The 13,365-nt window shown below is 53.7% G+C and carries 9 protein-coding genes; all 9 read right to left on the reverse strand.

Features of this window, described 5'->3' with window-relative positions; all coding sequences use genetic code 11:
* Positions 1 to 48: 48 nt before the first annotated feature.
* Complete coding sequence (locus tag LOC70_RS07560; protein ID WP_230252964.1) at positions 49 to 2,637, reverse strand: polysaccharide biosynthesis tyrosine autokinase; 2,589 nt, start codon at positions 2,635 to 2,637, stop codon at positions 49 to 51.
* Between the two features lie 1,062 nt (positions 2,638 to 3,699).
* Entirely contained in the window at positions 3,700 to 4,845 is a 1,146-nt protein-coding gene (locus LOC70_RS07565) for a glycosyltransferase family 4 protein (protein ID WP_230252965.1), read from the reverse strand.
* Between the two features lie 81 nt (positions 4,846 to 4,926).
* Positions 4,927 to 5,580 carry a YdcF family protein gene (locus LOC70_RS07570; RefSeq protein ID WP_230252968.1) on the reverse strand — a complete coding sequence of 218 codons (654 nt, stop codon included), beginning with the start codon at positions 5,578 to 5,580 and terminating at the stop codon, positions 4,927 to 4,929.
* A complete protein-coding gene (gene asnB / locus LOC70_RS07575) occupies positions 5,577 to 7,520 on the reverse strand; it encodes an asparagine synthase (glutamine-hydrolyzing) (RefSeq protein ID WP_255715695.1) in 1,944 nt (647 codons plus the stop codon). The genes LOC70_RS07570 and asnB overlap by 4 nt, the downstream gene beginning before the upstream one ends.
* 100 nt (positions 7,521 to 7,620) lie before the next feature.
* Positions 7,621 to 8,595, reverse strand: coding sequence for a glycosyltransferase family 4 protein (locus LOC70_RS07580; protein WP_230252970.1), 975 nt, complete (start codon positions 8,593 to 8,595; stop codon positions 7,621 to 7,623).
* A 196-nt stretch (positions 8,596 to 8,791) separates the two neighbouring features.
* Positions 8,792 to 9,859, reverse strand: a complete 1,068-nt coding sequence (locus tag LOC70_RS07585; protein ID WP_230252971.1) for an EpsG family protein — start codon at positions 9,857 to 9,859, stop codon at positions 8,792 to 8,794.
* A 51-nt stretch (positions 9,860 to 9,910) separates the two neighbouring features.
* Positions 9,911 to 11,110, reverse strand: a complete 1,200-nt coding sequence (locus tag LOC70_RS07590) for a glycosyltransferase (RefSeq protein ID WP_230252972.1) — start codon at positions 11,108 to 11,110, stop codon at positions 9,911 to 9,913.
* Complete coding sequence (locus LOC70_RS07595; RefSeq protein ID WP_255715697.1) at positions 11,107 to 12,201, reverse strand: glycosyltransferase; 1,095 nt, start codon at positions 12,199 to 12,201, stop codon at positions 11,107 to 11,109. The genes LOC70_RS07590 and LOC70_RS07595 overlap by 4 nt, the downstream gene beginning before the upstream one ends.
* A 252-nt stretch (positions 12,202 to 12,453) precedes the next feature.
* Positions 12,454 to 13,002, reverse strand: coding sequence for an FkbM family methyltransferase (locus LOC70_RS07600; RefSeq protein ID WP_230252976.1), 549 nt, complete (start codon positions 13,000 to 13,002; stop codon positions 12,454 to 12,456).
* Between the last annotated feature and the right edge of the window lie 363 nt (positions 13,003 to 13,365).

The raw sequence follows: 13,365 nt of genomic DNA on the forward strand, positions 1-13,365 counted from the left end.
AGCCTCGATCCGAATTCTGGCGAATTCGGCTACGGCCATCACCGTTTTCTAAACGTCCGACGAGCTATCTTGCTCAACCGGCGGTGCAGCGACAGGAGCTTGCACAGCGATCGGACGGGCACTCTTCACGCCGCTCGATCGTCCGGAAACCACCACGGGCGTGCGTCGTTGACCAGCCTTCGCACCATTCTCAGCGGTCTTGCGATAATACCGATTGGTATGACGCCCGTAGCGGTAGTAGCCATAACCTTTGTAGCCGTCGTTGTTGCTGCCTTCGTCGGAAGCGTTGATGACAACCCCCAGCAGTTTCGCGCCCACGTTGGTAAGAATCGACGCCGCCTCTTTCGCATTTGGCTTGCTCTTGCGACGTACCTTCAGCGCCATTACCACGCCGTCTGTCATGCTGGCGGTGATGCTCGGGTCCGTCACCACCAACAGTGGCGGAGTATCCAAAATGATGTAGTCATACTCCTCACGCAACGCTTCCAGCAACTCGCTCATTTCAGGCAGCGTCAACGCCTCGGCCGGGTTGGCCGGGATCGGCCCCGATGGCATCATGAATAACGTTCGCAATGGCGTCGGATGAGCCGCATCGACGTGGTCGCATTTGCCGTTCAGCACATCGACCAAGCCGAGCTGGTCCGCCATTGCAAAGTTGTCGGTCACTTGAGGACGCCGAAGGTCGCAATCAATGATGAGCGTTCGTTTGCCCGACTGAGCAATGCTGCATGCCAGGTTTCCAGCGATCGTTGATTTCCCGTCACCGGGCAGTGGCGAGGTAACCTGCAGGACTTTCCCACCCTGAATACCAGCCAGTTCAAACAGCACCGACGTCCGGCAGGAGCGAATCGCCTCCGACGCAACCGACGAAGGTGCATGCACCACAGCCAAGTGCGAATCCAAGTGTTCAAACGGATTCGATTGTTCTCCCTTCTTACGCCGCACACGTCCCTTGAAAAACGGAACGTGCGTGAGGATCGGGGCTCCCACGGCAGCGACGATTTCCTCGGGTTCGCGGAACGTGTTCGCATTTTTCTCGAGCAGCAACGCGAGACCGCAACCCAGCAAAATTCCGGCTCCAATGCCGATTCCGAGCATCAGTAGCATATTCGGGCCAACTCGGTACGCACGGGTGGGAGCTCGCAATTCGGTCAGACGCAAACCGCCGTCTTCTTCAGTCAGCTCAACACGAGCCATCTGTTCCTCCAGTTGGTTGATCAGCTCACGGTTGCGGTCGATCTCACGCAGTAACGACGTGTTGTCTTGCTCAAACTTGGCGAGTTTGACGGCTTCCGCTTTCTCGGTCGCGATTTGCGAATCAATCTCGCTGATCTGATGCTTCAGCAACTCAACCTCCGCGTTGGACGCCGTCAAGATCACGTTCACCGACTCCATGGCTCGTTTTGCGGGGTCCACGCCTTCGACCTTGTTCTCCTCCATCAGCTCCACGATCCGCTCCGATTGCTCTTTGACCAGTCGTTTCAGCTCGCTTTTCATCATCGAAAGTTCCGCATCAAGTGCCTTCACCGTCGGGTGTTGATCGCCGAATTCTGCGGCGAATTTATTACGCTCGATCATCAAGGGAACCAGTTGCCGGTCGAGCTGAATTTGTGCGAGCTCTTCGTCGCCTTCCCGCATGTTCTGGTTGATGATCGATTTGCCGGGAACCTCGAAGGTTTTGCCGATGAGCTGACCAATGATCGAAAGACGAACAATTGGGTCCGTGTCTTCATCAGCGATGCTTTGGATCGCCGACAGTTCGATCGATTTCTGCCGGAGTTGTTCAAACAGCTCACTGCGGCGGCCAGTCAGGTAAAGCTGGCGTTCCCGGTGCGGGTTGATTGCAGCTCCGTTTTCGTCCCAGACCAACGGAGCGGTCGTTCGGAACTCTCGGTAGCGTTCCTCCAGCTCGGTCAATTTTGGTTGAAGCTGGTCCGTCGCGACGGAAATCAGATTCATCAGCTCGGATCGTGAACTCTTGTGACGATCGGCAAAGAATTTCTGGAACGATGCACTAAAGGCCTGGATCGCCGCCTCGCACAACTCGGGGTCCGTGTGCTCGAACGTCATGTTGGCAACGATCGAGGAGGCTCCCCGCAGGTCTTGCAGGTCCGTCTCGAATTCCAAGCATTTGTTCGCAAGGCCCGCAAACACCATCGGATTGTTGTCAAACTCTTCGTGGAATGATCTTAATTTTTCATGTTGGTAGGTACTGTTAAGAACGGTATCGCTAAAAAGCTGCGATCGCAGGATCTCAATGGTCGGGACACCGCCGACCAAGTCACCGGTCAGGTTGTCCATGACCGCGGGACGATCGGATTCGAACATCAATCGGGTCGCCGACTGAAATGTTTCGGGAGTTTTTAAGAAGACCAAGAATCCAGCGACGAGTCCGAGGATCGTCGGGATGAGGACAGCCCAGCGATAACGCCAGATCGCAGCGGCGATGTCAGCCGTTTCGTTGGCGACCTGGTGCGTCGGTTGCCAGCCCGTGTTCATCGCGGGATAAGAACCCGTCGCTGCCAATCCCATCGCACCTGGATTGGGAGTGGGGTATGACGAAAACGACTCCTTGCCGCGAGTGGCTCCACCGGAAGCGGAGCTAGAATCAGAGGATGAGTTGGAAGGGAAGTCCATCCGGAATCCGACAATAGAGAAGAGGTTGAGCTTTGGTCTGTGACGAGTCAAACGTCACGAAACATCAAACGATCAAGCCGCTGACTCAGGGAGAGCTTCTTGATACATCCCGATTTGGTCCGTCAAAGTGTACGAACCCAGCTTCGGCGGGGCTAGTAAAAGCGTCGAGCAATTCGGCAATCCGGAATCCGCCAGAGCTACAATCCGCACCGCCAGCGGAATCCGCACGAGCGCGACACGAACGGGCGATCGGTGAATTTAAGGGACCACGTCGACAGTCAGACGCAAACGAGGCCCCAAGGTTCCATCCGCTCGTGTCCATCGGCCCAGCTAGTAATCCGTCACCAACTCGCAATTCTCGTAGCTGGATTCGCCAGAATTCAGAATTCCACACGTCGCCCATGAATGCCTCTCGCTGACGTTTCGGATTGCGACAGGGGGAAACGAAGTTGGATTGTGAATTGCAACGCGAGGCACATCCAATCGCTCCGGTCAGATGCCCGAATTCTTGACGAATCCGGCTACCAACCGTGTTGGCCCGAATCCGGCGACCAAAGCGGCGTTGGACGAGACATTCCCAACCCGCGTCGTAAGGACGGAGGTGTTATTTCTCGTAGCTGGATTCGCCAGAACTCAGATTTCCACAAGTCGCCCATGAATGCCTCTCGCTGACGTTGCGGATTGCGACAAGATGAAACGAAGTTGAATTGTGGACTGCAACGCGAGGAACAATCGATCGCTTTGGTCAGGCGTCCGAATTCTTGACGAATCCGGCTACAACCCGTGTTGGCCCGAATCCGGCGACCGAAGCGGCATTGGACGAGACATTCCCAATCCGCGTCGTAAGGACGGAAGTGTTATTTCTCGTAGCTGGATTCGCCAGAATTCAGATTTCCACGCGCCGTCCATGTTTGCTTCTTGCAGACGTTGTGGATTGCGACTGGGGGGAAACGAAGTCGGATTGTGAACTGCAACGCGAGGTACGATCGTTCGCTTTGGTCAGGTGTCCGAATTCTTGACGAATCCGGCTACGAGATCGTCTCCTGTCGAATCCAAAACGCGTCAAATACTCGGCAATACCTTTCGGTAGACGTCGATTGTTTTGCGAATGACCTCGGTCTCGCTGAAACCCTGCTCGATGATTTGCCGGCTCGCTCGGCCGAACGTCTGCCGAAGCGAGCTGTCACCCGACAGCTTCCGCATAGCGTCGACAAGCGGAGGCACCGCCTTGGCAGGAACCAAAAAACCGTTTACGCCGTCTTCCACCACTCCTCGGCAGCCTGGAATGTCCGTTCCGATCAGCGGTTTCCTGCACGCCCCCGCTTCCAGCAGGACCCGCGGCGTGCCTTCGGCATAGGTGGGGAGCACCACCACATCGGCGTCGTGAAAGTGAGGCTCCATGTCGTCCACATGCCCCAGATAGGTCACGTGTTGCTTCATCTCCTCCAGCTCAGTTGATGAGAGTGAACTGGGGTTCCCAGGGTACAGGTCACCCGCAACCATCAACTCAAACGGTTCACCGCTCGCTTTGAGGTGCTTGGCCGCTTCTAACAGCTCATAGACCCCTTTTTCACGGATCAATCGGGATGCGAAAAGAAACCGGCACGGACCCGGCCTTCGCTCACCCGACGGCGGCCGAAATCGATCACAGTCGGCCCCAGAACCGCGGATCAGCTCAAGGTGCTTCTCGGAGACCAAACCCGCATTGAGGAAGAAATCTCGATCACCCGTGTTTTGGAAGATGACCCGGGTGTTCTCGCCACCCAAGGCCCGCTGATACATCGGACGAATGCCGGCGCGGATCAAGCGATTGGGGAGACTGTCCTCCGTGAAGATATGCCCCAACCCTGTGACTGCTTGAACTGTCGGGATCTTCATCTGCCGAGCGACCAATCCACCATAAAGCACACACTTGATCGTGAAGTGATGGACCAGGTCCGGCTTGATCTCACGGTAAAGCGAACGAATTCGATTCAAAGCGGCAAGATTGTCCAGCGGATTCTTGCTGCCTCCACTCAAGTCCAGTTCACGCCAGCCAAACTCTTTGTCCAGCCTTTCCGCGTAGGGACCGTCTGGAGACACCATTGTGACTTGATGTCCCCGATCCTTCAGTGAACGAGCAAGCCCCGACCGAAAGTTATAGAGATACCAATCGGTGTTGGCGAACAACACGACTCTGTGAGAGAAGGACTGTTCTTCAGATAGCATCTCGGCAATGTCGTGGTTTAGTGGAGGAACTCGATTTGAAATTGGCTGTCAGCTTGATTGGGGCAGTGGGACAGTGTCGGTCTAACGGCCAAGGGTCATTGCGACATATTCACGAATCGCATAGGTGTTCATCATCATCGCTCGATGCCCGGGGATGAAGTCTCGTATGCGGACTCGCAATGAACGTTTGCGACTCAAATTGCACAAGAATCCACAGGGGACTGGAACCGCATCGACGCCAAATCGTTCTGCCAGTCGGAGCACGCGAGGCAAATGCCAAGCCGAACTGATGACCCCGATCGGCTGTTCGGCGGCAACCTCTTTGACCGCCATCATTTCTTCCGCTGTGTTGCTGCCGCCAATCTTCTCGATTTTAAGATCTGGCACGCCGAGCTCGATCAATAGCCGTCGAGATTGTTCGGCTTCGTCCGTCGAAAAGCGACTGTCATCCGAATTGCGAATCCCAGTGCAAACGATTTTTTCCGCTTTCCCGCAATGAAACAGTCGAGCGGCCATCACGACGCGGTCACCATTTTCGTTCACTTGCAACCCACCGGAATCCGTTTCACCCGTCGCCCCACCGAGCAAGATGACGCGTTCGAAACTGCGGCCTTGAAGTGGATTGACCTCCCGAAATTGTTTTTCGAGTGTCCCCGCCAGCCAGTCGGCCACCAGGCGATTGCCGTAAACGAAAATCGCCACCAGCATCGACAGGAAAAGTACCCAGGGGATCAAGTTTGACTGGCTCTCCAGCACTGAAACATGAGCACCGCCCAAAGTTGGTGTTCATTTTCTTGCTTGCCCGATAAGTGTCCCTGCCACAGACGATGGACTGCATTCGCATCGAAATGACCATCCGCCAACAGTCGGTCGCGATCCAAAAGATCTGCCGCCCAACCACGCAACGGGCCTCGCAGCCAATGTGACAGCGGAATCGAGAAGCCCATTTTCGGTCGCTCCATCAATACCTTGGGAACATAGCGATGAACAATTTGCTTGAGCGCCCACTTCCCGTCGCCGTCGCGGACCTTCATGGCAAGAGGCATTCGCCAGGCGTGTTCGACCAATTGATGATCCAAGAGTGGGACCCTAGATTCCAAACTCGTTGCCATGGTCGCCCGATCGACTTTGGCCAAAATGTCACCTGGCAAATAAGTCACCATATCCAGGAACATCATCAACTCTTCGAACTGCATTCCATCACTCAAATTGCCGGATTCCGACAACCGATCTATTGGCTCTCGATGATTTTTCAGCAGGTTTAGTGGCAGCTGATTGACCGATGCCAGTCGTCGATAAAGGTCGACTGGTGAATCTGAATGCAGAACCCCCGCAAGCTTATGAAGCTTGACACCCGGCAAAGCAAATTCACCACTTCGTCCGCGTAAAAAAGAGAATCGCTTGTAGATCTGGTCCCACTGCGTCGCTGGAACGCTCTGGATAACATGGGCCATCATTTTGCGAGACCAAACGGGAGCTCGTCTGATTCGGGACCAAAGACTGCCGGCACGGAAGTGCCTGTTGTATCCACCGAACAACTCGTCGCCACCATCGCCCGATAGTGCCACCGTCACATGTTGCCGGGTCAAATTTGCGACGAGGTAAGTCGGGACTTGAGATGCGTCAGCAAATGGCTCACAAAACATCGTGCCCAGTTTGGGAATGACTTCCAGTGCGTCGTCCGGCGATAGAATCCACTCCGTATGATCGGTCCCCAGATGTTTCGCGACTGCCCTCGCATGATCGGCTTCGTTGTAGAGTGGATCCTGCTGACCAATCGAAAACGTTTGAACAGGCTGATTGACCGACGCCGCCATCATCGCCACGACCAAGGTTGAGTCGTAACCACCAGACAGAAAAGCTCCCAGTGGCACATCCGAAATCATTCGTGATGCCACTGATTGCCGGATCTGATCCTCGAGCCCGTCGAGCAATTGCTGCTCGGAACCAACCAGCGGATTCGCGAGTGCCTGCTCAACCACTGCTTGTGCGTCCCAGTAGAGATGCGAATCCGCGAGCTCCGCATGACCATGATTGACACGGAACGTCAGATGTTGTCCCGGTTCGAGTTTGCGGATTCCCTGGTAGATTGACCGAGGTGCTGCAACATAGTTGTATCGTAGATACGATGTTAGAGCTTCGTCATCGATGGGGTTCGAAAACCTTGGGAGGGAAGTGATCGCCTTCAGTTCGGAAGCAAACGCAAAAACGGGTTCGACCATTCCTTGCACCTCACCATAATACAGCGGTTTTTCTCCCAGTCGGTCGATCGCTAAGTGAAGTTCCTCGCGATGGGTGTCATAGACGGCAAACGCGAACATCCCGTTTAGCAACGGCAGCGTTTCGCTGACGCCAAGTTTGCCAATCGTTTCCAGCAACACCTCCGTGTCCGACTCAGTGCGGAAAGGGTGTCCAGACAACTTCGCACGCAGTTCGCGAAAATTGTAGATCTCTCCATTGAAAACGATGACGTATCGCTCGCATCGCGAACGCATTGGTTGCGCGCTGATGACTCGCGGATCGATGATGGACAAGCGTCGATGGCCGAGCGAGAGGAAGCGGTCGTCGCTCGTCCATGTCGCCCCGCCATCAGGGCCACGATGAATCAGCCGATCCGTCATCTCGGTAATTCGGTCAGCTGAGCCGAGTCCTACGAAGCCAGTAAGGCCACACATCAGCTAGCTAGTCCCCGGAAGCTGATTGATGTTTTCGGGCGGCAAAGCACACCGCTTTTATCGTATTGGGACCTAAACAATCCGAATTTTGCAAACGAGCTCATTGGCGAATCAACGATTCAAAAATTGACTCATACGCATCTGCTGCTACCGGTAGTGAATAGCGTTCCACCGCCGTTTGGCGAGCCAACGTTCCCATGCGCGCTCGCAAGTCACGATCAGAAAGAAGTTGATCGAGTGGCTCTGCCCAATTTTCATTGTGTGCCAAAAAGCCGTTTTCGCCATCGGTGACGACTTCCTCGTTCATTCCAATTGCGGAGCTGACCGTGGCAATTCCGACCGCCTGGTATTGAATCAACTTGAACGCACATTTCCCTCGCGACCAATCTTGGTTGGATAGCGGCATCAGACCGATGTCAAACGATTGGAGTATTTCAATTTCCCGTTCGGGACTCCAACGCTGGAAGCTCGCACCAAGCTTGTTGAGCAGATCATCGTTTTGGACATCGCTACAAAGACAAACTTCAAAGTCATGCTTTCTTCGAAGCTCGGTGATCGCAGGAACCAGTTGTTCCAAGAAGCGAAGATTGGTTGCTGTCCCCATCCATCCAATGCGGAGCGGCCAGTCCGATGGTTTTTCAATCGGCACGTATCGGTCCGTGTCAATGCATGTTGGAATGACTGACACAGGGGTGTCTGCTTTTACATGACTAGCGAGCCATGAGTTCCCAGCCACGACATGAGCAGAACGCTCAAAGATTCGGTTCAGTGCTGCCCGGCGTGAACGGCTTTCACGCAAGTACGGGTCCATGAAAATGGCATCGTCAAAGTCAAACACAACTTTCTTGTTGCGGCCGCTTAAAATTGATTCCGGAGTGCCCCAGGTCGGAATCGCCAGGCGTTGCAGGAGCACTGGAATATCAGACGGAAGCATTGCGGTTGTCACGGCACGCTTGGCTCGACACGCGAAGCGATAGAGCTTCCGCAAACGCCAAGAAGGAATGCGTTGGTCAAAGGCTCCATAGCCATAGATGGATCTCGTCTGCCACCCACGCTGGCTCAGCAGGGATGCCACAGGATCCACTCGAAACCTCGTGGTCGGCGCAAGGGTGCCATCGCTGACAAATGTTACCCGTTTTGGACTAGGTTCAGACAATAGAAAAGAAGTTGAAAGGGATCGCCGAAGAAATTGCTTGTATCGAACTATTTAGCCGGTTGTTACTGGCCGCAATTCCGGCCTCATTCGTCGAAATTGGCTTTGTTTGATGCATTTAATAACGACTGCCGGACGGGAATCCAAATAGCCAAGTTTGATACGGGATGTACGTAAGCTGAAAAATCCATGACTGCTGAGTCCACACGGCGAACAAAAGAAACAGTCCAGCATAGGGTGCGATAGAAAACAAGCGACGGTACTGATCATCTCGAAGCATAAAAGGGATTCGAGCAAAGATAACAGTTTGGATGGGGATCAAGTAGTATCCGAACCGGTCGGCAACCACAGTTGACAAAGCCACCAGTGGAACAAGTGCGAGCATCATCAGGCTTCCAAGACTGACCAGTTTGAACTCGTCTTTGAAACTCGCTTTCCAGGTTGACTTCAACATGAATTGGAAAAAGAGCGATGTCGCAACCAGAGTCATGACGCGAAAGATTGCCCCGGCTGCTTCCACGTTGGATTCGATATAGCGGGACTGCATGACCTCAGCACTTCGAGTGCTTGCCAAGGCGATGACGCCGGGAATAGCAAGTAGTCCACTAAGAATCAAGCGGTTTCGGGTGTATTCGCCGGTTACCAAGGGAGCAAGTAAAAGGAATACTAAAGCGCTATTGTGAAAACTGCCTCCGATGATAACGAAAGCAACAAAAGGGATGAGCTTTTTGTCAACAAAAGCGTTGTAGGCGAAGCATAGCATTCCGATCCCCATAGCTTGACGCACGGCTGACATCGGCATGTTGATGATAAGGATTGGAAAACACAGGACAAAAAATCCCAGCGGATCTGGTTGTCGCTTTGCTAGTGCATGCAGCCCAGCGAAGAATATCATTGACGAAAAGACATTGACCGAAGGGTAAGGCCAGTGCATTTCGTGGATAAACTCGTTCAGTAACCAGTATCCAGGCTCGCTTCTGGTCGACGCATCGAGATAGTCAGACCACTGTTGGATCCGGAAGATATTGAGGTAACCGCTCCAGTCTGGTCCTACTTCGAACCGAAATGCTGAAAACAGAAAAATCGAAATCAGGCAGGCTGAATACAGGAGTTTGCTGTTCTCCGTTCCGACGCGATTGCTGGAACGAATCAAAATCAAGGCAACGAAGATGATTAAATAGAGCATGTGAATTGTAAAACGTGTTTGTCGAACACCACTACACTCTCGTCTGCGGCATCATGATGGACGAAGTATCCTCGCGTAAATGTCTTTGTACTTTTCGGTCCCCGAGTGGAGCGAAAAGGTCTCTTCAGCGGCGCGTCGACACCGTTGCGGTAGTTCGGGATCTCGTTCCAGTTGTTGAAGTGCTGACCACGCGCGGGGCATGTCATCGAGCGTGTTTTCTTTGACCAGAACGCCCACTCTGTAGCGCTTGATGATACTCGCGACGTCACCGACACCCTCGTTGGCGACCACAGGGAGTCCACAACCGAGGATTTCGGCCATGCGAGTTGGCGAACGACCTAGTTCGGATATTGAGCCCCCCGCGTAGAACATCACAGATGCCGTGTGGCGCTGGACCGCCGATGGCATCTGGTGCGGTTTCCGAGCTAAAATTTGTAGCCGTTCTCCCAGAAGGTCTTTTGGGTCGATCGACTCGCGGACCTGAGAAGCGTCGTCTCGGGTGACAATTTCGAATTGTGCGTTGGGTGACTTTTTCGCGGCAACTTTAAAGAACGTCCTGAGCCAGTCCGTGCGAAACCAACCGCTCAAAACCGTCCCAATACAGGAATAGATCGGTGGTTCGGCAGGACGCGAACTCGGTGGAGCAAATCGTTCCAGATCCGCACATGTCGGGATCACCACAATCCGCTGACCTTCTAACTCATCGGGATACGTTTCCCGCAAATATTCCACCGCTGCATGCGTCAGCGACACGACCGCCGCGGCTCGCTTCAAGCAGGTGCGCTCCGCCCAAACGATCGCTCGGTGCATCCACGAACCGCGTTTGAGTCTGCCAGCGGTGATCAATTCTTCGGGCCACAATGCCCGCATGTCAAAGATGAAAGGTGTACCCGTCAGTTTCCCGGCAACCATCGCCACAGCAGCGGGGATGTAACTGCGAGCATGGATCAGTTCTGCATTGCCACGGCGGATTTCGCGCAGGCAAAGCCATAGGAACGTCAGCATGCTCCACGCTGGAGCAAGCACCTTGGGCCGATGATGAAACGGTTGCGGAAGCCAGCGGATCCCATGCCGATCGCAGTCCTTCTGCACCCGCTGCACAGCCGTCTCGTCCGCCCAATCCTCTGGCTTCTCGAAGCTGATCAGGGTGATTTGATAGTCATTCGAAAGCCCACGCAGGTATGAGAGCACCTGCGACTGCCCGAGTGGTTCGAGCATGCCATTGCGAGTGATATAAAGTGTTGGGGTCATGACAACCCAAACGCATCAAGGTAGTGTTTGGCTGCAATCGTGGGAAGAAAGTCATTCGCCCGATTCTGAAGAGCATCGAAATCATGCTCCTCCGACAATGAAGCGTCCATAGCTGCGGCCAAGGCCACTGCGTCACCAACGGGAGTCAATCTGCCCCAGCGTCCACCTTCCAAGATTTCTGCCGGTCCAGCTGGGCAATCCGTTGAGACCACCGGAGTGCCGGATGCAAGTGCTTCAACGATGACGTTCCCAAACCCTTCAAAATTCGACGAAAGAACGAACAGATCCGCGGTCTGATAAAAGGCTGTGGGATTCGGGTGAAATCCAGCAAAGACAACTCTGTCCGCAATTCCAAGTTGATGACTGAGTTGCTGTAGTTCAGAACGCAATTCACCGTAACCAAGAATTAGCAACTCGGTTCCAACCGTCCTCATCATCGAAAACGCCCGAAGGAGTAGTTCATGATTCTTAACCTTTTTAAGTGTCCCCACGGTGATGATGCGCCCCCCCTTGGGGACAGACCAGAACGCACTCGCTTTCTCGAACTCGTCCGCTGTTGGCGTTGCACTCGGTGGGATCGGATTGTTGATCACACGAAATTGGTTCTCTGGCATACCCGATAGCTTTGCCATGTCTCGCACAACACCAGCGGAAACGCCAACACGCGCGTGTGCCAATCGGTAGCCGGTTGCGGTGGAGCCGCGTAAACCCACGCGATGCGCATTCCCCCAGTCCCTGTATTGCGCTGAAAGAATCCCGTGCTCGGAGATGATGACGCGGGTTCCGGTGTTGCTTGCAGCAAACGGCGCAATTGCGGTCAATGGCCACATTGCCGAACACAGTACGGTTGGCTGGCGGATGCGAAGATAGCTCCGCAGTGCAATAGGAACTGAACGCAAGCGGTCGCACGCAAGATCTACAACCGGGAAATCCTTTCTTGCCTCAGCCAACAATTCACCGCGCGCCTGGGCAAGCACAAACTCAACATTAAACCCTAAGTTGCAAAACTCCCTGGCTAGCGTCACTCGAATCCGCTCAACTCCACCTCCTCTGAGATCCGGAGTTAAGAGTGCGATTAACTCACTTTGCATTAATGTCCCCAGAATTGCGAAAGGTAGAAGCTGTTAAGTGTGTTCATTTCAAAAGTATATCCGACGGCATGAGCTGTAGCTGGGAGTTGTTGCACTCTGTGTTAGGATGGAAAGCTTGCGTCGCACAGTCAAAACCTCGGGACCAGCGACTGTGCAACCAAGCATGGCCCGCATGCTCAATATCCGAAGGGAAAACCTGTAAACATTCGCAGCCGGTTGAAAGTGTCGACCGGCCGCTGGTCGATTTTGGTTTTACCGGTTCTTGTTCCACGCCACTTTGTTATTTGGGTCGAGCGTTTCGACGCGGAATCCTAGTTTGTTGAGTCGTGACGTTACCGGGCACCCCAATCCTCTCCGCGTAAGATCTTCAAATACAACGCACTTTGTCTTTCCAAGAGTTCGTTCTCCTCCTTTGATGACCTGCTCCTCGGAGCCTTCGACGTCAATTTTCATCAGGTGAATCTCAGTTAGACCACGACAGACCTCATCGAGAGTCTTTGAGTAAATAGTAGTAGTCACACGCGCTTCCGTGGAATGCTTTCCGTATTCCTGAATGCTGGCCTGACCGAACTTCCCCGTGGGAGCATTCGCGATTACTTCGCTTCCCGACATGTCCCACAACGCTGTCTCTGCGACTTCGACATTTTCCAAATGGTTTAAATGAATATTGTCATAGAGCATCTGCATTGTTGGTGGGAACATCTCTACCGCCAATACTTTTCCCAGCTTACCGACGGAGTTTGCGGCCAGCACGGTGTAGAAGCCAATATTCGCCCCAACATCAACGAATGTGTCACCCATTCCCAGCTCATTCCGGAGAAGCTTGCCGATTGCGGGCTCTCTTGTTGGCGAAACTATCCAAAGATCGTCGGAATGCTTTCGCAATGAGAAGGTGCCAATTGAATCCACCACCACATGTGCCTTCCGAACCAGAACTGGATTACGCCACTGCTGGAGATCACGGAGCGAGTCGAAAAGGCCGGCGATAGCTGAGTAGTACAACGTCAAAGAGTCTCGCAAAGTAGCACCACGAACTGACCCGAGAATGCGCCACCATCGCCTAAGAGCCTATCCGGAAACTGGTATTTGCTGAAAGCCTGATAAACGCGATACTTTGAGCTCCTCGAAGCAACGGAGTGTGCGATGACCGATGGCAACCGAAAA

Origin of the sequence: Rhodopirellula halodulae, from assembly GCF_020966775.1 — a bacterium.
Lineage (GTDB): Bacteria > Planctomycetota > Planctomycetia > Pirellulales > Pirellulaceae > Rhodopirellula > Rhodopirellula halodulae.

Coding starts and splice junctions, on each gene's coding strand:
- LOC70_RS07585 (WP_230252971.1), bottom strand. CDS start 9,859: ATGCTCTATTTAATCATCTTCGTTGCCTTGATTTTGATTCGTTCCAGC.
- LOC70_RS07595 (WP_255715697.1), bottom strand. CDS start 12,201: ATGCAAAGTGAGTTAATCGCACTCTTAACTCCGGATCTCAGAGGAGGT.
- LOC70_RS07565 (WP_230252965.1), bottom strand. CDS start 4,845: ATGCTATCTGAAGAACAGTCCTTCTCTCACAGAGTCGTGTTGTTCGCC.
- asnB (WP_255715695.1), bottom strand. CDS start 7,520: ATGTGTGGCCTTACTGGCTTCGTAGGACTCGGCTCAGCTGACCGAATT.
- LOC70_RS07600 (WP_230252976.1), bottom strand. CDS start 13,002: ATGGGTGACACATTCGTTGATGTTGGGGCGAATATTGGCTTCTACACC.
- LOC70_RS07590 (WP_230252972.1), bottom strand. CDS start 11,110: ATGACCCCAACACTTTATATCACTCGCAATGGCATGCTCGAACCACTC.
- LOC70_RS07560 (WP_230252964.1), bottom strand. CDS start 2,637: ATGGACTTCCCTTCCAACTCATCCTCTGATTCTAGCTCCGCTTCCGGT.